This window comes from Thermaerobacillus caldiproteolyticus (assembly GCF_015326725.1).
In the GTDB taxonomy this organism is placed as follows: Bacteria; Bacillota; Bacilli; order Bacillales; family Anoxybacillaceae; genus Thermaerobacillus; species Thermaerobacillus caldiproteolyticus.
The window spans coordinates 1,160,102-1,179,072 of the sequence record NZ_CP064060.1 but is presented as its reverse complement, the minus strand read 5'-3'; the positions used below and the strand labels follow the sequence as shown (position 1 = coordinate 1,179,072).

23 protein-coding genes are annotated in these 18,971 nt (G+C 41.8%); 3 read left to right on the top strand and 20 right to left on the bottom strand.

From position 1 onward, the window contains the following. The gene (locus ISX45_RS05825) at positions 1–1,326 is read right to left on the bottom strand and encodes an FAD-binding oxidoreductase (RefSeq protein ID WP_407649715.1); all 1,326 of its coding nucleotides are present in this window, start codon (positions 1,324–1,326) and stop codon (positions 1–3) included. 1,028 nt (positions 1,327–2,354) lie between these two features. Here ISX45_RS05825 and plsY point away from each other — a divergent pair. Both plsY and ISX45_RS05815 read left to right on the top strand, forming a co-directional pair. Then, positions 2,355–2,918 carry a glycerol-3-phosphate 1-O-acyltransferase PlsY gene (plsY, locus tag ISX45_RS05820; protein WP_220129533.1) on the top strand — a complete coding sequence of 188 codons (564 nt, stop codon included), beginning with the start codon at positions 2,355–2,357 and terminating at the stop codon, positions 2,916–2,918. A gap of 165 nt (positions 2,919–3,083) precedes the next feature. Further along, positions 3,084–4,451: an RsmF rRNA methyltransferase first C-terminal domain-containing protein gene (locus ISX45_RS05815; RefSeq protein WP_194520227.1), complete on the top strand. Its 1,368-nt coding sequence runs from the start codon at positions 3,084–3,086 to the stop codon at positions 4,449–4,451. A 39-nt stretch (positions 4,452–4,490) separates the two neighbouring features. Here ISX45_RS05815 and ISX45_RS05810 read toward each other — a convergent pair whose 3' ends face one another. The 10 genes from ISX45_RS05810 to ISX45_RS19460 all read right to left on the bottom strand — a co-directional run bounded on the left by ISX45_RS05810 (position 4,491) and on the right by ISX45_RS19460 (position 10,355). Further along, positions 4,491–5,063, bottom strand: coding sequence for a YpmS family protein (locus tag ISX45_RS05810; protein ID WP_194520226.1), 573 nt, complete (start codon positions 5,061–5,063; stop codon positions 4,491–4,493). Next, complete coding sequence (locus ISX45_RS05805) at positions 5,060–5,851, bottom strand: SGNH/GDSL hydrolase family protein (RefSeq protein ID WP_194520225.1); 792 nt, start codon at positions 5,849–5,851, stop codon at positions 5,060–5,062. The genes ISX45_RS05810 and ISX45_RS05805 overlap by 4 nt, the downstream gene beginning before the upstream one ends. Before the next feature lie 65 nt (positions 5,852–5,916). Next, positions 5,917–6,492, bottom strand: coding sequence for an SCO family protein (locus ISX45_RS05800; RefSeq protein WP_181556646.1), 576 nt, complete (start codon positions 6,490–6,492; stop codon positions 5,917–5,919). Positions 6,493–6,512: 20 nt separating this feature from the next. Next, entirely contained in the window at positions 6,513–7,355 is an 843-nt protein-coding gene (locus tag ISX45_RS05795) for a DegV family protein (protein ID WP_194520224.1), read from the bottom strand. Positions 7,356–7,478: 123 nt separating this feature from the next. Beyond that, positions 7,479–7,730 carry a YpmP family protein gene (locus ISX45_RS05790; RefSeq protein ID WP_181556648.1) on the bottom strand — a complete coding sequence of 84 codons (252 nt, stop codon included), beginning with the start codon at positions 7,728–7,730 and terminating at the stop codon, positions 7,479–7,481. A 120-nt stretch (positions 7,731–7,850) separates the two neighbouring features. Further along, positions 7,851–9,122, bottom strand: a complete 1,272-nt coding sequence (ilvA, locus tag ISX45_RS05785) for a threonine ammonia-lyase IlvA (protein WP_194520223.1) — start codon at positions 9,120–9,122, stop codon at positions 7,851–7,853. Between the two features lie 88 nt (positions 9,123–9,210). Further along, positions 9,211–9,441, bottom strand: a complete 231-nt coding sequence (locus ISX45_RS19475; RefSeq protein ID WP_228485635.1) for an amidohydrolase family protein — start codon at positions 9,439–9,441, stop codon at positions 9,211–9,213. After that, complete coding sequence (locus ISX45_RS19470) at positions 9,404–9,934, bottom strand: amidohydrolase family protein (RefSeq protein ID WP_228485634.1); 531 nt, start codon at positions 9,932–9,934, stop codon at positions 9,404–9,406. Before ISX45_RS19470 ends, ISX45_RS19475 begins: the two co-directional genes overlap by 38 nt. A gap of 39 nt (positions 9,935–9,973) precedes the next feature. Then, positions 9,974–10,219 carry a hypothetical protein gene (locus ISX45_RS19465; protein WP_228485633.1) on the bottom strand — a complete coding sequence of 82 codons (246 nt, stop codon included), beginning with the start codon at positions 10,217–10,219 and terminating at the stop codon, positions 9,974–9,976. Continuing rightward, complete coding sequence (locus tag ISX45_RS19460; RefSeq protein WP_228485632.1) at positions 10,197–10,355, bottom strand: hypothetical protein; 159 nt, start codon at positions 10,353–10,355, stop codon at positions 10,197–10,199. The genes ISX45_RS19465 and ISX45_RS19460 overlap by 23 nt, the downstream gene beginning before the upstream one ends. 100 nt (positions 10,356–10,455) lie before the next feature. Between ISX45_RS19460 and trhA the strand changes: the two genes are divergently transcribed. After that, on the top strand, positions 10,456–11,073 hold the full coding sequence (gene trhA, locus ISX45_RS05775) for a PAQR family membrane homeostasis protein TrhA (RefSeq protein WP_181556650.1): 618 nt from the start codon (positions 10,456–10,458) through the stop codon (positions 11,071–11,073). An 18-nt stretch (positions 11,074–11,091) separates the two neighbouring features. On the opposite strand, the gene ISX45_RS05770 is transcribed toward trhA, so the two are convergent. From ISX45_RS05770 to ISX45_RS05730, 9 genes are all read right to left on the bottom strand, one after another. Further along, positions 11,092–11,538 carry a YndM family protein gene (locus tag ISX45_RS05770; RefSeq protein ID WP_194520222.1) on the bottom strand — a complete coding sequence of 149 codons (447 nt, stop codon included), beginning with the start codon at positions 11,536–11,538 and terminating at the stop codon, positions 11,092–11,094. Between the two features lie 107 nt (positions 11,539–11,645). Beyond that, positions 11,646–12,134 (bottom strand): dihydrofolate reductase, encoded by a 489-nt coding sequence (locus ISX45_RS05765; protein WP_194520221.1) that lies wholly within the window; start codon positions 12,132–12,134, stop codon positions 11,646–11,648. Positions 12,135–12,148: 14 nt separating this feature from the next. Further along, positions 12,149–12,943, bottom strand: coding sequence for a thymidylate synthase (gene thyA / locus ISX45_RS05760; protein WP_181556653.1), 795 nt, complete (start codon positions 12,941–12,943; stop codon positions 12,149–12,151). Positions 12,944–12,994: 51 nt separating this feature from the next. Then, positions 12,995–13,690, bottom strand: a complete 696-nt coding sequence (locus tag ISX45_RS05755) for an anthrax toxin lethal factor-related metalloendopeptidase (RefSeq protein ID WP_194520220.1) — start codon at positions 13,688–13,690, stop codon at positions 12,995–12,997. 548 nt (positions 13,691–14,238) lie between these two features. Next, positions 14,239–15,405, bottom strand: a complete 1,167-nt coding sequence (locus ISX45_RS05750; RefSeq protein WP_194520219.1) for an LL-diaminopimelate aminotransferase — start codon at positions 15,403–15,405, stop codon at positions 14,239–14,241. A 499-nt stretch (positions 15,406–15,904) separates the two neighbouring features. Then, a complete protein-coding gene (locus tag ISX45_RS05745; RefSeq protein WP_181556656.1) occupies positions 15,905–16,036 on the bottom strand; it encodes a YuzL family protein in 132 nt (43 codons plus the stop codon). 43 nt (positions 16,037–16,079) lie between these two features. Beyond that, a complete protein-coding gene (locus ISX45_RS05740) occupies positions 16,080–16,862 on the bottom strand; it encodes a class I SAM-dependent methyltransferase (protein ID WP_194520218.1) in 783 nt (260 codons plus the stop codon). A 57-nt stretch (positions 16,863–16,919) separates the two neighbouring features. Then, positions 16,920–17,354, bottom strand: coding sequence for a BrxA/BrxB family bacilliredoxin (locus ISX45_RS05735; RefSeq protein ID WP_194520217.1), 435 nt, complete (start codon positions 17,352–17,354; stop codon positions 16,920–16,922). A 486-nt stretch (positions 17,355–17,840) separates the two neighbouring features. Then, positions 17,841–18,971, bottom strand: a complete 1,131-nt coding sequence (locus ISX45_RS05730) for a conserved virulence factor C family protein (RefSeq protein ID WP_194520623.1) — start codon at positions 18,969–18,971, stop codon at positions 17,841–17,843.

Genomic DNA, 18,971 nt, shown 5'->3' with positions numbered 1-18,971 from the left:
TCATATCCCCCCTACAAACCGTTTATGATTAAGAACTCTGTTTGGATCTATCTTCGATTTAATTCCTTCTAATAGGAAGAAATACGATGGTTTTTCTCCCCAAACATCTACTTTCTGACGGAGCGAAAGAGGCAAATGTTTCACAATCACGTATCCCCCCAGTCGTGTAACAAAATCTCTTAGCTGATTGATTGCGGATACGATATCTTCGCTTGCGCCTTTTAAATATACTTGACACAATCCGTGACCTAGTCCACCATGAGCTGAGACCGCTACATTGTAGGAATCTTGTAAGATTTGGCTTTCCTTTATGACTTGGAGAACATCGAGATTGACAACACCTATTTTCAAGGCTGCCTCTATTTCTTCACTAACAACATACTTTGTACCATTCGGCCCGATTCTATAAAATTGCTCCCAAAACGACTGGGCTTCTGTTTGTTGAAAAATCGTCATTTTTGTTTTCGCAGGTTGAATGTTTTTTACAAAATCCTCTTGATAATGGACAGAACTTTCGACATCTTCAAAACTAATCGCCAATGTATAAAGATTTTGCCCCATTACCCTTTCTGATAAAGATGGACTTAACAACTCAAGAGATGTAGGCTCCATCATTGAATCTAAAAATTTGATGGCAAATGATCGAATCTCGTCAAGATTCCCTTCTAGGAAAGATAGTAAAATAAGGCTTTCATACTTTGGCAGCGGCCGAAGCTTCAGTGTCACTTCCGATATGACTCCTAGCGTACCCATTGAACCGATAAATAGTTTGTTCATATCATAACCGGCAACATTTTTTACCACCCTTCCACCTGTCCGAATCACTGTTCCATTCGGATAAACCACTCTCATTCCTATCACTGCGTCTCGGGCAGATCCATAACCAAGGCGTTTGGGACCGCTTTCATTCGCTGCAATGATTCCTCCAATTGTTGCATACTCCGGCCAGGCAGGGTCTAGTGAAATTTTTTGATGATATTTTGACAAATACTCTTGCAATTCTTTAAAAGGTGTACCTGACTTAACTGTTAATGTCATGTCGCCAACTGTATGTTCTACAATTCCTGTATAATCCGCTAATGAGAGTAAGATGTCAGCAGATTCAATCAGCCCGCCGAACCCTCTTTTCGTTCCGCCTCCAACAATCGAAATGGTTTTTCCATTATCGTTGGCGTATTTCAAGACGGTTGCGATTTCCTCTTCTGATTTCGGATATACAGTCACTCTCCCATCATTTCCTAGCGGGTGATTTTCACTTCCGGATGCTTGAATTTGTTGTTCAGGTAAAATAGACATTAATTCTGTTAAAAGTTCTGTAACGATCAACACCAACACCCCTAACGTTTCGTAATAAGAAACACCGTTTCTATAAATCTACAGAAATGCTCGAACTATCCCCTCTCTAACCGATTTAATACAGATATTTCCGCTATACCAGTCTTTATTTTCTACATTGAAAAAGCTCATTAATATCTCTAGAGTTCGGAAGCAACATATGGTTATAGTTTTCTCGAATCAAATCCACCAATAACGCTCCCTTCCCCTATTTCACATTCACACCAACCGATCCTTTTCTCTTTATCGAATAAATGACAAAGCTCACGGACGGAAGGGAATTTTTCACCTACCTGAAGTGCTCCATACTTTATCATTTTTTCAGTTTTTTACAACTGATCCTGACGCTTTTTTTGTGGAGATTTTTTACATTCACAAATCCACCACCTTACTTTTCTAATATTACACATCCGATATGTTATATATTTACATTTATTATTAAACCACTCATTTGAGTATTTTTCAATTAATTTTTAGAATTTAAAAAATAATAAAAATATACAATCCGTTTGATATATGAAATTAGAACTATAGATTGCTCGTAGCAGATAACAAAAGAAATATTTGCAAAAAGGTATATTTGAAAACAGTTGGCTCGTTAGTTCGAGAGGAAAACATCGACATCGTGATCGTCAAAAACAAAACCTATCAAATATCTATCCAGTACGAAGGGGCTTTGAATGATTTCGAATACGATACAATCTTATTGTGTTGAAATGTAGAACATCCGATGAAACCGAGTGCATACAAAAATAAAACGATCACAACAAATCCAGTTAACAGCATCGACTTACAGCATCTCGCCATGTAGATTGTTGCTAGTACACATATATGTCATCAAACGTCGGATGAGTCCCCTTTCCTTCTTTATGCCTCCTTTCACCAAACGACTATTACTCCTTTAGCACGGATACTATTTTCGTATCTAGCGTTTTTTATAATGCATGGTAAAATAAAATCATGCGGGAATTTGATGAGTAAAGGGTGTGTGAAGATTGATTACAAAAACGTTGATACTTATGTTAGCTTACCTTCTTGGGTCGATTCCGTTTGCACTTGTTGTCGGGAAAGTTGGATACGGAATCGATATTCGCGAGCATGGAAGCGGAAATTTAGGAGGAACAAATACATTTCGCGTGTTAGGGGTCAAAGCGGGATTACTTGTAACAAGCGGAGATATTTTAAAAGGAACATTGGCGGCAAGTCTGCCGGTGTTGTTTTCTGTTCATGTCCATCCGCTATTAGCCGGACTGTTTGCCGTCCTTGGGCATACGTACCCGATTTTTGCCGGGTTTCGCGGCGGAAAAGCGGTTGCTACATCGGCAGGAGTTTTGCTTTTTTATTCACCATTTCTGTTCATAACGCTTCTTGCTGTATTTTTTCTCGTTTTGTATATTTCTAAATATGTATCCCTATCTTCAATGCTAGCGGGAGTGTATGCAGTCATTTATACCATTTTCTTTACCGACGATATTCCATTGATGGTTGTCGTTTCTTTATTAGCCGCGTTTATTTTCTACCGCCATCGCGCCAACATTAAGCGAATTATTAATAAAACAGAACCAAAAGTGAAATGGTTATAAGAAAACGAATCGCTCTCAAATCCAAATGCTTTTCACCCGCAGAAATGCTTGTCATCTTAGAAGGGCTTATTTAACAAAAGAAAAACCTTTATTTAAAAGGCTGTCCAGTCGCAACAGGGGCAGCCTCTTTTACCGGCCAATAAAACAAAGAAAGGAGCTCGTTCATTGAAGTTACCTAGTGAATTTGTTGAAAAAATGAAAGGAATTTTACAGGAAGAAGCTCATCGTTTTTTCGCCACATATGAAGAAGAAAAAGCAAGCGGATTGCGGTTCAATCCACTTAAAATTGATCGCAATACCTTTTTAGACATCGTCCCGTTTGCACTTTCTCCTGTGCCGTTTTGCCCGACTGGCTTTTATTACGATGCTCATGAACAGCCGGGAAAACATCCATATCACGCAGCAGGGCTTTATTATATTCAAGAACCGAGCGCGATGTTTGTCGCGGAAACGTTGCAGCCGAATCCGGGAGAGAAGGTGCTTGACCTTTGCGCGGCACCTGGAGGAAAAACAACACAGCTAGCGGCAATGATGAAGAATTCCGGTTTTTTACTGGCAAACGAAATTCATCCGAAGCGCGTCAAAGCATTGTCAGAAAATATTGAACGGCTTGGCATTACAAATACGCTTGTGACAAACGAAACGCCGGAAAAGCTTGCAAGCCGTTTTGAAGGATTTTTCGATAAAATTTTAGTCGATGCTCCTTGCTCTGGAGAGGGAATGTTTCGGAAAGATGATGAGGCAATTCGCTATTGGAGCGAGGAACATGTTCAACAGTGTGCTCGCCAGCAGCAGCATATTTTAGAGTGTGCGTATCGAATGTTAAAAGAAGGGGGCATCCTTGTTTACTCAACGTGTACCTTTTCCCCTGAAGAAAATGAACAAACGATTGAAGCGTTTCTCCAAAAACATGATGATATCGTGTTAGTCCCGATTGAAAAAGCAGCTGGGATTCAATCAGGAAAGCGCGAGTGGACAAATACCGGTTTGGAAACAATAGAGCGGACAGCTCGGCTTTGGCCTCACCATCTTCAAGGAGAAGGCCATTTTGTTGCGAAAATGAAAAAAATCGGCCCCTCACCTGTATGGAAGGGGAGATACGCTTCTTCCAATGTGTCTAAGCAGGCATTACGCGATTACCGGAACTTTGAAAAAGCAACATTGCAAATTGAAATTACAAAAACAATGTATGCATTCCAACACCATCTCTTTGCCTTGCCTGAGGACTGTCCGAGCTTTGACGGCCTTAAAGTCGTGCGCGCCGGCTTACACTTAGGCGAGCTGAAAAAACAGCGCTTTGAGCCGAACCATGCCCTTGCTTTGGCGCTACAACGTCATGACGTTCAGCAGTCGCTCGATATAAAAAGCGATCATATCGAGTGCATGAAATATTTGCGCGGGGAAACGTTATCGACTGGCGAAGACCGCGGCTGGCTCCTCATCACCGTTGACGGTTACCCGCTCGGCTGGGGAAAGGAAGTAAAAGGAACGGTCAAAAATTTTTATCCGAAAGGCTTACGGATTAACATGTAAAGCAATAACAAAGAGGGCTTCAAACGAGAAAAGCCCTCTTTACTCATTGCCGACCGGAACCGTTAATGTAAACTCGATTTGATTATGCTGTAAATCAAATTTCTTGGCGGAAAGTTGATATCCATTTGCAAAGCGGAATTCGTTAAGTGCCACATATATGCGATTATAGTTCGGATCGATGATAACCCCTTCCGGCAGGAGCGCATGCTTTTGTAAATATTTGAGCACATACGTAACAGGAAGCTGCAATTCACCTAATGACATATCCGGGTCACGTAATTCTAAATTCCCCCCTTGCACGACGTTTGGAACGAAAGAAACCGTTAAATCAACGTCCCGGCCGAAGACGGGCAGTTTGCTCGCGACATAGACACGGTCACTGAGCCAAACGCGGTACTGTAGCGGATGGTCTTTTGTCTTTTTGCGAATATAGTCATTGATGACGGCATTCACATGCTCCTTCGAAGAGTAGACCGTGAACATAGCCCCTTTCATTTTCTTCTCGGGTGGCAATGTGGACGGTTGAGAAGGTTGAAAGATCAAAAAAAAGAACAAGCTGACAATCACAATGTTAATTGTTAGTAAAACAAAAAACCACTTTTTCCAATTCATTGTTCGATTCTCCCTAGCCATGTCTTCTCCTTCTGTAATTTTTCATAAACACGTGTAGCAATAAGCTCATATCCCAATTCATTCGGGTGGAATTGATCACTATAAAGTACATCATCACGGTTATCAAACAAATCTTTCACATCAACAAAAATCGTATGATCATACCGACTAATTACTTCTTTACTTCCATTATTCCACAAATCGATGACGTCGTCGATTTCTGGGATCGCCTGAAGCGAGCTTGAAAATGGATTATATAATCCAATAAGCACGATCGTCGCATCTTCATTCCATGTACGAATCGTTGCCATGAGTCGATCAAGCCGCTTGACAAATGTTTTTTGTTCCCGTTCAAATAACGAATATGACAAATCGAATAAATGAGAGCGGACGATTTTCATGACATCATTACCGCCAATCGTGATAAAAATGATATCAGCTTCTTTGACCGCTTGCGGATGGGTTTCAACGACATCGTCTAATTGCGAAAGGCGCAATCCTCTCTTTCCTAAATTCGTCACTGTTACCGCTCGTATCCCTTTATGCTGTAACATTTTTTTTTGCAGCCGGGAAACATAACCACCTTGATAATCATTGTCCCCGACTCCTTCTGTCAATGAATCACCGATCGCTAACACATTAACATCTCTCGGGAAAAAATAGCGATCAATCGTTAGAGGATACAAGTGAACTTGTCGTAACGGACTATCCGCTATATTCATCGCTTCTGTAGAGGAACAACCTGCACAAAAAAGAATAAACCATATACATAATCCCCATTTTTTCATGATTCCATTTACACCTACCCTATCGAAACGCGAAAAGGCAAAAATGCGCGAACATTTTTGCCCCTTTATGACGATTGTAAAATTTTTATATGCTCTAAAATTTGCTCATACGGAACATCTTTGAAACCATTATAATATTGAACGATATTTCCTTTCTGATCGACAAGGTAAATATCGGTGCCATGAATGACCTGATCTTGGTTCTGCGGCTTTTGAACGATCGCTTTAAAATTTTTTTGCGCAAATGTTTCGATGTCTTGTTGACTATAGCCTGTGAGCAAATGCCAATGGCGAACATCCGCGTGAAATTTTTCGATATATGATTTTAGTTGTTGAGGATGATCATTTTCTGGATCGACGCTAAATGAGACAAATTCAACGTCCACCCCTTCTTTTTTGGCCATCTTTTGCAGTTTTGCCACATTCGCTGTTATTAGAGGGCATACATCCGCACATCGCGTAAAGATGAAGCTAGCTACCCACACTTTTCCTTTTAAATCAGCTAATCCAAATGGTTGGCCGTTTTGGTCTGTAAACGTAAAATCAGCAATCGGCCAATTTTTGGCGTCTGGGATGGTTTTTCCACATGCGGAAACAATGAGTAATACACATATTAGTAGCATGATTCGTGCTTTTTTCATGGATACCCCCCGTTTTCCGTTTATTCAGCATAGTACATAAATCCAATTGCTCCAGGGCCTGTATGCGTCGAAATCACAGGAGTCGTATAGACGATATTAATGTCGTCGTAACCGGTGGCAGATACGATCGATTGTTTGAGATGTTGAGCAAGCTCAAACGCATCGGCATGAGCGATGGCTACTGTACGAATCGTTTTTTCTGATACATCTTCTATAAATCGGTTGGTTAAATATTTAATTAGTTGGGAATAGCTTCGCACCTTCGCAACCGGGGTGTAGAATCCATCCATAAGCGCAGCAATCGGCTTAATGTTCAACAACGAGCCAATGAGCGCTTTTCCACGCCCAATGCGGCCCCCTTTCACTAAGTTTTCCAGCGTGTCTACTGTTACATATAAGTGCGTATGACGGCGAATCTCCTTCAGCCTCTCAGCGATCTCATTGACGTTTTTTCCCTCTGCCGCCCACTTTGCTGCTTCGACGACTTGAAACCCCATCGCTAGCGAAATAAATTCGGAATCAATGACGGTCACCTTCGCCTCGGTTAGCGTAGCAGCATGTTGCGCAGAACGAACAGTGCCGCTGAGCTCACTCGCCATATGGATCGAAAGAATATCATATCCGTCCTCACCAAGACGATTATATACTTCGAGAAACTCTCCTACGGAAGGTTGAGAGCTTTTCGGCAATTCGCTTGCTTCCCGCATTTTGTTCATAAACTCCTGTGGAGTAATGTCGACTCGATCGGTATAGGTGTCGCTTCCTATTGTAAATGTTAATGGAATCACTTCGATTCCATACGTTTGTAATGTCGCTTGCGGTACATCGACAGTTGAATCGGTGACGATTTTTACTTTATTCATATATTCACTTCCTAAATAACGCCTTGGTAACTATTATACAATTAAATAAAGAAAATTCCTATAAAAATCTAGGATATATACAAAAAAGTTGTTTTGCCGAAGCAAAACAACTTTAGACATGATTTATGCGTTGTTTTTCAAAATATCCGTCTTAAAAATCTGCTCATAAACAGGCCATTTTAATGTTTTTTTCAAGTATTCTCGAAACGAGTAAACAGAACGAACGTTACGGGATCGATATACTTTTGCGATAAACGTTTCTAAACACATTTGAATCATAAATCGATACGTGTTATCTTCCTCCAATACAGGGATTTCGATAATCTTTACCTTCTGTCCATAAGCATTTTTGAACTCTAGGCTTTTGAATAGCAAAATATCAATCCTCTTTTTTCACCGATTTACTATTATTATACACGAAATCTGCGAAGAAGTATGTCGGATTGCGCGAAATATTTATAAATTTTTTGACGTTTTTTGTATGCGGGAAACTTTTTAGATAAGCAAATGGAATAAATTTGGATCTTTATTCACTTCTTGGAACGGAAATCCTTTTTTCTTCATTCGCTCAATGAGCGGTGCGTAATCTTCGCGGCGCTTTAATTCAATTCCCACTAATGCTGGTCCATTTTCTTTATTGTTTTTCTTTGTGTATTCAAATCGAGTGATATCATCGGTTGGACCTAATACTTCGTCCAAAAATTCGCGCAAGGCACCAGCGCGCTGCGGAAAATTGACGATAAAATAATGTTGCAGCCCTTCATAAATCATCGAGCGCTCTTTAATTTCCTGCATGCGGTCAATATCGTTATTTCCGCCGCTAACAACGCACACAACTGTTTTTCCGCGAATATGGTCTTTATAAAAATCAAGTGCAGCAATCGGAAGTGCTCCTGCTGGTTCGGCGACAATCGCGTTTTCGTTATATAATTCTAAAATCGTCGTACATACTTTTCCTTCAGGAACAATGACAATGTCATCAATCATCTCCTTACAGAGCACGTACGTTTTCTCTCCGACTGTTTTGACCGCTGCCCCGTCAACAAATTTATCAATTTCTTCAAGCGTTACGACATTTCCTTGCTGCAAGGCAGCCTTCATCGATGGAGCTCCTTCCGGCTCAACTCCGATAAGCTTTGTGGTTGGGGAAATGCTTTTCACATAAGTGCCAAGCCCCGCCATCAATCCGCCGCCACCGATACTAGCGAATACAAAATCAATTGGTTCTTCGCAATCGTTTAACATTTCTACGCCAATTGTTCCTTGTCCGGCGATGACATACTCATCATCAAACGGATGAATGAACGTCCGGCCTTCTTGTCTTGCACATTTTATTGCTTCATTAAACGAATCATCGAACGTATCCCCGATTAACACGATATCAACCATTTCTTTTCCGAACAATTGCACTTGGGAGACTTTTTGTCGCGGTGTCGTGGCCGGCATATAAATTTTTCCATGCACTCCTAACGCCCGGCATGAGTAAGCCACTCCTTGAGCATGATTTCCGGCGCTCGCGCAGACGATCCCATTTTTTTGTTCTTCATCGGTTAAATGTTTCATCCGGTTGTAAGCACCGCGAATTTTAAAAGAGCGCACGACTTGTAAATCTTCCCGTTTTAAATACACATGACAACCATACCGCTCCGATAGCAATGGATTTTTTTGTAAAGGAGTATGGTAAACAACATCTTTTAACGTATGGTGCGCAATTAAAATATCCTCTACGTATACGGCTCCTTGTTTTCGTTTAAGCTGTTGTTCCATGTTCTCGTTTCCTTTCTTTCTATGTTGTTTTTTTAATTTGAAAATTATATCACAAATTCAGAAAAAAGAAAGAGAATTTTCGAAAAATTTATAAAAGCGTCCCTTTTACTACGATATTTTGCTGTTCAACCATGATCTTTCCTTTGGAAATGACCGTATCAATTTGCAAGTCTTTTTGATTGACAAGGACAAAATCAGCGGTGCAGCCTTGTTCGATATATACTTTTTGTGTTAACTTTAAGAGATCAGCAGGATTAGAGGTAATGACGCGAATCGCTATTTCAATCGGAATTTGTTCTTCTAGAATCGCGGCACACACTTCTTCGTAAAGGAATGAAACACGCCCGACTTTGTAATCCAGCGAATTCTCCTCGTTCGTTAAAGCTCGGCAGACTTGCTTGACCGTCGGATGTAAAAGTAATTTGTTCGATGGAAACACCTGTTGCTAACATTTCTTTTAACCCTTTGCTGCGTTTGATTTCTCCTTGTTCTAAAAAGGTTGGAATCGTGCTCGTTGTGAAATCGACATATCCCCTTGTTTCGCGTAACGAATCCCGCTTCAAACAAATCACGATTACGATTGGTATGAGTTGGATGAAATTAGCAAATGGGATATCTGTATACTCCACAACCTCTTCTAATACTTTTAATTTTGATTGACTATCGCCAACATGAACGTTGACAATTCCTGCTTTTCCAGAAAGCAAGCCACCGATCCGAGCAGCTGCTGCAATTTTCGCCATCTCTTGCCACGTTGATTGGGAAGAACGATGATCGGCAATGGCAATTTCACCGACATCGATAGTTGTCAATTAACATAAGATCATCTTCAATTTTTCCTGTTAGCGTCTTTACTGGCACTTGATACGAACCCGTATGGACATAAAGCTGATTCCTTCTTCTTCAAGAGCATGCGCTTTGGCAATTAGGTCAGGCATCGGGCGCGTAGTTCCATCTGTACCAATTACGCCAACGATCGTTGTCATTCCAGCTGTCGCGCCGGTAAGCGTTAGCTCCGGCGTGCGTGTTTTATCGCCTCCTTCTCCCCCACCACTGATAATGTGAATGTGCGAGTCAATAAATCCGGGAAAAAGCAAGCTTTCCGTCAGCATCAATGACGTTAATATCGACGAGCTGTTTTGGAACATCAATATTGTCTTTGATATAACCAATTTTGTCGCCAGCTATTCCCGAAGGGGCATAGACTTCTGATTGTTTAATTAACGTCAACATATTCTTACGTCTCCTTTGCCGGCCGATATGAATTTTTATTGTTTATTATGCTGTAATGAAGTAGAATGAAACTAATATTTTATGAAAATGAGGGAAGAAAATGGAATGTTCTTGGAAAGAGGAAGTTGCCAATGCCCTGACTCATGGACTCGGGGTGCTGCTCAGCATACCTGCATTGGTGATTCTCCTTATATCGGCATATGGAGATGTTTCACGTATTATTAGTTTTGCGATTTTTGGAGCGAGCATGATTGTTCTTTATGTTTGTTCGACGCTGCTACATTCGTTGTTTTGGCATAAAGGAAAACGGCTCTTACAAATTTTTGACCATTCAGCAATTTTTTTGCTCATTGCTGGCACGTATACGCCGTTTACGCTTTTATTATTGCGCGGTGCACTTGGCTGGACATTGTTTGGTATCGTTTGGGGGCTTGCGGTTGTTGGCATCGTCTTTAAAATTTTTTTCGTCGATCGGTTTGTCATTGCCTCGACTGTTGTTTATATTTTTATGGGGTGGCTTGCGGTTATTGCAATCCGGCCGCTTTATGAATTATTGAAGCCGGCCGGCTTTTCCTTATTGTTAGGCGGTGGAATATTATATACAATTGGCGCGATCTTTTTCTTATGGAAAAGACTTCCTTATCATCATGCGATTTGGCATGTATTTGTTCTCGGTGGCAGTGCGATGATGTATTTTTGTGTACTCTTTTACATTTAGAAGAAAGCGGCGATTCGCCTACGAGCGATCGTCGCTTTCTTTTCTTTCTTCGTATTCTTCGGCAAATTCTGTCGCCCATCTCCCTTGACCAAACCATCGCGGCGTCTTGTGTTCGTCCGTTTCATCGAGCACGCGTTTTTCCATAAAAACATGGAAAAACGCTTCAATCGCCGCAATTGCCAACGCTGCAAAAAAAGAAGCATACGCCATATTGATTGTCGGCTCAATGAGAGCATAACTGCATAACCAAATAGCGGCGAAGGCCAACGGAAGATCAGCAATGACGGCAAAAAAATTTCCAAACCGTGGCAATATGAATAAGTCACCGAGCACATAAGAAACGACTGTTGTTGCTAAAACGATGAAAAAAATGAGAAGGAGCGGCGGATTAAAAATCGTGAAAATCGAAAATAAGACCGTGCTCCATAAAACGAACTTTAGCGCTAATGGAACGACATGTTTCATCCATATTCCTCCATTTCCTTGATCGTATAATTTTATCGTTCCTTTTCTGTACGGTCTCTATTCGATTTTTCAAAAGAAAAAAGTGTTCCACATCAAGTGAAACACTTTTAACACTTGCGTTCATACACAAGAAAAAAGTAATCGTATGGATTTTTTTCGTCTTTTTGTCCCTTCTCACAGGAAATCAAGCGCCATTCCGCTTCGTTAAATACCGGAAAAAACGTATCACCAGGGAAGTTCGCTTCAATTTTCGTGATGTAGAGGCGATCCGCCAGCGGCAATATCGCTGCAAATAGTTCCGCCCCGCCAATGACAAATACTTCATCGCTCCGTTTCGCTGCGATTTGTTTAATGCCTTCGACGGAATGAATGACAGTACATCCTTCTGGTTGAAACGAGCGATTTCGAGTGACGATAATATTTTCCCGTCCCGGCAAAGGGCGACCGATCGATTCAAACGTTTTTCGTCCCATTACGATCGGATGCCCCATTGTCACCTTTTTAAAATAAGCCAGATCCGCTGGCAAATGCCACGGCAATTTGTTATCTTTCCCGATGACGCGACTGTTATCCATTGCAACAATGAGAGAAATCATCGTATCTCCCCTTTTTACACCGCTACTGGCGCTTTAATATGCGGGTGCGGATGATAGTCCACGATTTCAAAATCGTCAAATTGATATTCAAAGATCGAAGCCGGTTTTCTTTTAATCACGAGCTTTGGAAGCGGACGCGGTTCCCTTGTTAATTGCAGTTTCGCTTGTTCGATATGATTCATATACAAATGAACATCTCCGCCCGTAAAAATTAACTCGCCAACTTCCAAATCGCATTGTTGGGCAATCATATGTGTTAATAATGCGTAGCTTGCGATATTAAACGGCAATCCTAAAAACGTATCGACAGAGCGTTGCTGCCACATGCATGATAATTTCCCATTAGCGACGTAAAATTGGAACGCGTAATGACAAGGCGGGAGTTTCATTTTATCAATTTCCGCGACATTCCATGCGCTTACCAATAAACGGCGCGAGTTCGGATTTGTTCGGATTTGTTCAATGACCTCGCTAATTTGGTCGACTGTTTTTCCGTCGGCGCCTTTCCACGAACGCCATTGTGCTCCGTAAACAGGACCTAATTCCCCGTTTTCATCAGCCCATTCGTCCCAAATCGTGACCCCATTTTCTTGCAAATAGCGAACGTTTGTATTGCCGCTTAAAAACCATAATAACTCGTAAATGATCGAACGAATATGTAATTTTTTTGTCGTTAACAACGGAAAACCTTCTTGTAAGTCAAATCGTAGCTGACGTCCAAAAACGGATAACGTCCCGACCCCTGTACGATCGTCTTTTTGGACTCCATTTTCTAAAATATCTTCTAATAATTGTAAATATTGCTGCAATGTTCTCACCTCACTCTCTATCATAAACGAAAAAGAGCCCATTTTCGAGCTCTATTTCACTAAGTGATCAATAAATTGATACGTTTTCGGTGCCGTTGCTTTCAAATAAGCGCGTGTTTTGTCATTATAATAGTAATAGGCAAACGATTCGGCGAAATATTCTTCAGGATAGTGTAAAAGATAGTAGTTATAAGGAAATAAGCGGCCTGCTTCTTCCTGCCAAATCGTTAAAAATGCCGGAGTTTCGTGAATGCGGTCAAATACAATGTAATCAACAGAATGAGCCAACTCGTGCAACTCCAAGTTAACTGAACCGTGCCCTCTTCCTTTCTCACTATGGCCGATTTTCGCTAAGACAAGATGAGAACCGCCAAGACCCGGAACATCATCCCACGTGACGGAAGAATATATGTATCCACGCGGCGTTTTCCCCTGCAAATGGCGTGCTGATGGTTCATCAGTAAGTTTTCCGTTAAAAAGTTTTACATAAATATGCTCATCAGCAATCTTTTTTAATAAAGGGGGATCGATATGCGAGAGCGTTTTAATCATTTTTTTTGCTTCTGAATGGTTAAATGATGTATCTGGTAAAATGATGATTTGTTTCAATGTTTCATAGGATGGTATGTGTTTCAAACGAAGCGAACTAGCACTTAACAGTACACCGTGAGTTGCTGGATAAGGCGAAAAAGAAAGAAGTGGAACGACAAGCATAATCATTCCTACGAATAAAGCCAACCGTCTCATCTATCATTCCCCCGTCTTACTCGCTGTCTATCATGATGATCGATAGTTTTAAAACATTATAGCATGCAAGGAAAGGCGGAGAAATGAATAAAATTAGGAAAACGTTGAAATGCATGGACATGGCTACTTCTTTTACCGTTCTCTTTACCATTTCAGTGACGCATTTTTATCCCATCAATTTTTCCTGGCTTATAATGAGTTTGAAACGCATTGCGATACGTATAGTAGTGAAATGCGAACGAATATCCACTTGTGGCGGATGTTCCTGTCTAGCATGGAAGCGGATATTGTCTTTTCCAGTATCGGCATTATAAATACAACTCAACGTATGAGATTGAAGTCGTTGCAGCCGTAAAACGTTGAACCTAATCGTGTATCTTTCTTGCAGACAAAGACCGTCTAAGCGTCTTGTAGTCGGAGCTGTCAACCTGCCCCTAATGCAGAGGGCAATTGAAGGCAAAATTACGTACACATTCGAACTGTTGGACACTCGCGAGTCCCCCTCTTCAAATTTCTGCTACGTAGTAGTCGGTTGGCACTTTATCACCTCATCCTGTAAAAATTCCGCTCTTCTTCATATTCTCTACCGCTTGCATAAGCCTCTCTTCCTCTTGAACAAGAGCGATGCGTACAAATCCCTCCCCATTTGGTCCAAACGCTTGGCCAGGCGTCACGACGACATGAGCACGGTCCATGAGAGCATAAGCAAATTCAACAGATGTCCATCCTTTCGGAATTTCTGCCCATATAAACATGCTCGCTTTTGGGCGCTCGACATGCCAGCCCATCGAAATGAGCCCATCAATGAAGCGATCGCGACGAGATTGATAGATTCTCCGATTTTCTTCACAAAACGATGCTCCCTTTGTCAAGGCAGCCACTGCTGCTTTTTGAATCGGTAAAAATACGCCGTAATCTAAATTAGATTTAAAATGGGTAAGCACTTCAATCACTTGTTCATTTCCGCATACATAGCCAATTCGACAACCAGCCATATTGTAACTTTTCGAAAGCGAGTTCATCTCAACACCGACTTCTTTTGCTCCCGGTATCGATAAAAAGCTGATAGGTTTCTGCCCATCATAATAAAGCTCACTATAAGCAAAATCGGAAACGACGATGATTTCGTATCGTTTGGCAAACTCAATGACTTCTTCAAAAAACGATTCCGTCGCCAATGCAGGAACAGGATTGCCCGGAAAATTTAAAAACATGAGCGCTGCCCGTTTCGCTATTTCTTCTGGAATGGCTTGAAGATCTGGAAGAAACGAATTTTCTTTACGAAGCGGCATAAAAAAAGGAACAGCTTGGGCCATGGCAATTCCCGTCGCATACGCCGTATAACCCGGATCAGGAACAAGAATCACATCACCAGGATTCGCAAACGCCATCGGTAAATGAACGAGGCCATCTTGAGAGCCCATTAAACAAGCAATTTCTTTGTTCGGATTAAGAGATACATGATGATTCATTTCGTAATAACTTGCGACCGCTTCATGAAATTCGTGCGTTCCCTCCAACGTATAACCATACGTATCTGGATTGTTCGCGTAAAAAGCAAGCGTTTTCCTTATAAAAGAAGGTGGGGGTAAATCAGGGCTACCGATACTTAAATCAATCATGTCATAACCTTGGGAAATTTTCGACTGTTTATATGCCGCTAATTGACTAAAAACCGATGTGCCAAATTCTTTCATGCGCTCTGCTTTCCTCATGACTCCATCCCCCTTATCTTGCTGTATAAAACCGTTTTCTTTTTTTCTTTTATATGGTATATACTATGGGTGTATAAGTAGTTTACCATATTTTCACCTATGTATATATAAGAAAGGCGGGAAACAAACATGAATGCGATCTTTTTTGCGGCAAGCTTACTGACATTGATTTATTTTATTTATAGTTGTATTGCGGAATCATAAAAAGGAAAGCATTCACGTATCCGTAGGATGTGAAAGAGATCATAAGCACAGCGTAAGTGCCTCTAATTTCGCCACCTCGGCTCCTGCGATGGGCAAATGTTCTTCTCCCTTAAGCCAGCTTGACCCCGGAGCTCTCAAGCACCACGCTTCAAAGTCATGCTTTGTGCAAATGTTGCATCAATGTCGATTCAACAAGCAAACTTCTTGGGCGCTTGCGCTAGACAGTTCTCTTTAAAAATCGCAGTCAAATTCTGATATGATAAAAAAACTCGCAGTGAAGCTGCGAGTTTTGTCATTAGCGCGTCTTTGTTTTTTTGCGAGCGGAGTCTAATTCATATGTTCCTGTTTCTGTTTCAGTTGTTCCTTGCCCTTTCACGTTGGGAGCGCCTAGGCCGGCTTTAGATGGGTCTTTTCGCCGTTTTGTCATGTCGTTTCACCTCCGCCTTTAACGTTCCCTTCCTCTCTTTTTTCTATTCTTCTGTAAGCTCTATCGTCGCAAAATGAAATTTCGCTGTTTTGCGCACATACACAAAAAAGCCAAACCGTTGAAATCGGGTGCTTTGCCAATGATCCTTAAGTACAACTCGCTGACGTGCGACTCGCTTTGCCTCGCGAATCACTTCTTCCGTTAACTCTGTATAAATTGCAAACGATTTGATTCCTTGGATACCATCGGATTCGATAATGGGTTGCTCAAACATCGGATCGAAATAAACGACGTCAAAAGAGCGATCTGGAAGGGAAGATAAAAAGGAACGATAATCGGCATGAACCACGCGGATGCGCTTCATCGCTTCATTCATTTGCGCAATGCCGGAATCCCACTGGTGTAACCCTTGTTCAACTAAATAAGCGATGTAACGATTTCCTTCCACTCCAGTCACATTGCCGCTTTCACCGACAACGACACTCGCAACGATACTATCCGCGGCAAGTCCAAGCGTACAATCTAAAAACGACATCCCCTTTTGTAATTTTGTCGCTTCTAAAAACGGCTCTGATTCCCCGCGCAACACCCGCTTGACACGAAACATCGCCGAATTCGGATGGAAAAAGAACGGCGGAGCCCCGTCAGCAGAATACATTTCAAGACGTTTTTTACCGACAACAAGAACATCATCGTGTTGCTGCTTTTGCAGCTCTTCCACCGACATTTTCCTCCTTGCTACATACGGGATGCGGAGTTCCGCAGCGATTTGCTTTGCTTTTTCGATCATTTCTTTGTTCGTTCTTCCTGCTGTTGTGACAATCATACCACCATAAATTCCTTCCTAACGTATATAAAAAGGATGCCTGTATAAGACATCCTATTAGCAATATTTTTCTAATGCCGTCATAATAGTTTCCATAACTGCTTCCATCGAGTTTCCCTCAATTTCGTGGCGCGGAATAAAATGAACGACCTCTTTTCCTTTCAACAGCGCCATCGATGGAGAAGACGGTTCAATACCGACAAAGTATTCGCGCATTTTCGCTGTCGCTTCTTTGTCTTGTCCAGCAAACACAGTAACCAAGTGATCCGGTTTTTTCTCGCTTCGTAAAATCGCTTGTGTCGCTGCCGGGCGAGCTAATCCCGCGGCACAGCCGCAAACGGAATTGACAACAACAAATGTCGTTCCTTGGACGTTTTCCATAAACTCTTCTACCTCTTCGCCCGTTCTTAACTCTTGAAACCCTGCACGAACAAGCTCATCGCGCATCGGTTGAACGAGCTGACGCATATATTCTTCATAAGCCATAGACATCAATACATCCCTCCAAACCATGCTCAATGTCAACAGAATACTATTTTATGCCCGAAAAATCAACCAAAATAGCAAAGGGCTTGCAAAAATAAGCAAGCCCTTCAGACTGCAAACAAAATAGAACCCACACCATAGCTCTGAGCCCTATTTTGCTGAAAAAAGAGCCTAGATATAGAAATTTTGAGTCACTCTCCACAGACATGCAGCTAGTTCTTTCGATTCATAGCAGCACAAACAAGCATCGTCCTCATATAAAAAATTCCCCCTAGATAGACCGCCCAACACAGACCATGTCCGCAAACACTCGTTCAATCATTTCTTCCTCCACCTTCGTTTTCACAGGATTCGAGGAAAAACTTTTGTAGGATCATTTTACAAAAGCCAAAACGTTTCTTTACTATATACATACTTACAGCGAAAACGCCAGCAATATCTTCTCTGTTTTTTTGTTAAATCATAATATCCTTTACGCTAAAAAATTCATTGCTATTTCTCTTGTTTCCTGCTTTCCGTCATCTGCTTCCACACCGAACCTTTCGCTTCCTCGCCACCTTCGATGCGTTCAATTGCCATTTTTACTTGCATGCTTACTTCAAACTCTGGATCGTTTTCTGCCGCTTTTAAGGCTGGGAGCGCTGATTCATCACCGACTTCATATAAAAACATAGCCGCACGCCAACGCACGAGTTTGCTTGGGTCTTTGAGCGCTTCGATCATTACCGGAGTTGCTTCAGGATCGCCAATATCGGACAAACAGTCACCGGCCGTACGGCGAACGGAAACAGCTTTATCCTTTAACGCCTCGTATAAATAAGGCAATACTTTTTTTCCGCCGATCATGCCTAAATAGGCGGTTGCCAAGCGGCGAATCGAAACTTTTTCATCTTTGAGCGCTTTGGCTAGTATCGGCAAATCTTCTTCGGTTGGCTCTGCCATTTGCTCTAGTACGGCGTAGCGTTTTGTCCAATCCGGATTGTCTAACATTTCTTCTGTTACCTTAACGCTTGTGCGCTTTTGCGTTTTTCCCTGCTCTCCGCGGCGAAACATTTGCACGATGCGTTCCAGCCGCTCCGGTGGATACGCAGCGGAAAGCTCTTCAACGATTTCGTTGCCAATTTCTTCGAACGTACCGTAACGAACACCTTTTTCGACCCATTTTCGCTCCAGAACGACGTTTCCAGCATATTTTTGCGCTTCGATGACGGCATCCATAAACGGCTTTGGCAAACCGACACGTCGCTCTTGTTCACCGTCCGTTAATTTCACTTGCATTGGCAAACCGTACAGCATTTGCACATATACTTTCACTTCGCCAAAATGTTCGTTATGCTGCCGCTGTTCACCTTGAACGCGCTCTACATCTTCACCGAACACTTCACGCACTTTAGTTAAAATCTCTTTCCAGTCGTATTTTGGATTTCGTTCAATCGCTAAAAAATCAGCAACATGATAAATGCCTTTCACCCCATCAATTTTCATTAACTGCTGAATGATCGGGGGAGCGGTATGAACATTGTCCGGCTTATAATTATGGCTTGTGCCGAATGGAAGTTCTTCATCTAACAGCACTTTCATCGTATTAGGACTAGGTGTTGGTTCAATTGATTGGATTCGCAA

Coding starts and splice junctions, on each gene's coding strand:
- ISX45_RS19460 (WP_228485632.1), bottom strand. CDS start 10,355: ATGTTGACGTTAATTAAACAATCAGAAGTCTATGCCCCTTCGGGAATA.
- ISX45_RS05805 (WP_194520225.1), bottom strand. CDS start 5,851: ATGAAAAAATGGGGATTATGTATATGGTTTATTCTTTTTTGTGCAGGT.
- ISX45_RS05795 (WP_194520224.1), bottom strand. CDS start 7,355: ATGAATAAAGTAAAAATCGTCACCGATTCAACTGTCGATGTACCGCAA.
- ISX45_RS05740 (WP_194520218.1), bottom strand. CDS start 16,862: ATGATTGTCACAACAGCAGGAAGAACGAACAAAGAAATGATCGAAAAA.
- plsY (WP_220129533.1), top strand. CDS start 2,355: ATGTTAGCTTACCTTCTTGGGTCGATTCCGTTTGCACTTGTTGTCGGG.
- ilvA (WP_194520223.1), bottom strand. CDS start 9,122: ATGGAACAACAGCTTAAACGAAAACAAGGAGCCGTATACGTAGAGGAT.
- ISX45_RS05810 (WP_194520226.1), bottom strand. CDS start 5,063: ATGAATTGGAAAAAGTGGTTTTTTGTTTTACTAACAATTAACATTGTG.
- ISX45_RS05770 (WP_194520222.1), bottom strand. CDS start 11,538: ATGAAACATGTCGTTCCATTAGCGCTAAAGTTCGTTTTATGGAGCACG.
- trhA (WP_181556650.1), top strand. CDS start 10,456: ATGGAATGTTCTTGGAAAGAGGAAGTTGCCAATGCCCTGACTCATGGA.
- ISX45_RS05800 (WP_181556646.1), bottom strand. CDS start 6,492: ATGAAAAAAGCACGAATCATGCTACTAATATGTGTATTACTCATTGTT.
- ISX45_RS05755 (WP_194520220.1), bottom strand. CDS start 13,690: ATGAGACGGTTGGCTTTATTCGTAGGAATGATTATGCTTGTCGTTCCA.
- ISX45_RS05765 (WP_194520221.1), bottom strand. CDS start 12,134: ATGATTTCTCTCATTGTTGCAATGGATAACAGTCGCGTCATCGGGAAA.
- ISX45_RS05745 (WP_181556656.1), bottom strand. CDS start 16,036: ATGACAAAACGGCGAAAAGACCCATCTAAAGCCGGCCTAGGCGCTCCC.
- ISX45_RS05750 (WP_194520219.1), bottom strand. CDS start 15,405: ATGAGGAAAGCAGAGCGCATGAAAGAATTTGGCACATCGGTTTTTAGT.
- ISX45_RS05735 (WP_194520217.1), bottom strand. CDS start 17,354: ATGTCTATGGCTTATGAAGAATATATGCGTCAGCTCGTTCAACCGATG.